Origin of the sequence: Streptococcus sp. CCH8-H5, assembly GCF_001556505.1 — a bacterium.
Classification (GTDB): Bacteria; Bacillota; Bacilli; order Lactobacillales; family Streptococcaceae; genus Streptococcus.
In genome coordinates this window covers 1-521 of the sequence record NZ_LSIZ01000082.1, presented here as the reverse complement: position 1 = coordinate 521, position 521 = coordinate 1, and the positions used below count along the sequence as shown (strand labels likewise).

The 521-nt window shown below is 45.7% G+C and carries 1 pseudogene; it reads right to left on the bottom strand.

Annotated features, from left to right (window positions below):
- Positions 1–521, bottom strand: a pseudogene (locus AX663_RS10790) (accessory Sec-dependent serine-rich glycoprotein adhesin); the annotation flags it as partial.

The following is a 521-nucleotide window of genomic DNA, read 5'->3' as shown; positions in this document are numbered from 1 at the left end:
ACTCACTTAATGAACTTGAAACGCTCGCCGATTTCTCAGCACTCAAAGACGCACTCGTTGATGCTGACTGACTTTGTGAAACGCTGGTCTTCAAGGACTCACTCAAGGAACTTGAGACACTCGCTGATTTCACAGTACTCAAAGACGCACTCGCTGATGCTGATTCACTTTGCGAAACGCTCGTCTTCAAGGACTCACTCAAGGAACTTGAGACACTTGCTGATTTCACGGTACTTAAAGACGCACTTGTTGAAGCGGATTCACTTTGTGAGAGACTTGTCTTCAAGGACTCACTCAAAGAACTTGAGACACTCGCTGATTTCACGGTACTCAAAGACGCACTTGTTGATGCAGATTGACTTTGTGAAACGCTAGTCTTCAAGGACTCACTCAAGGAACTTGAGATACTCGCTGACTTCACAGTACTCGAAGACGCACTTGTTGAAGCGGATTCACTTTGTGAAACGCTGGTCTTCAAGGACTCACTTAATGAACTTGAAACGCTCGCCGATTTCTCAGCA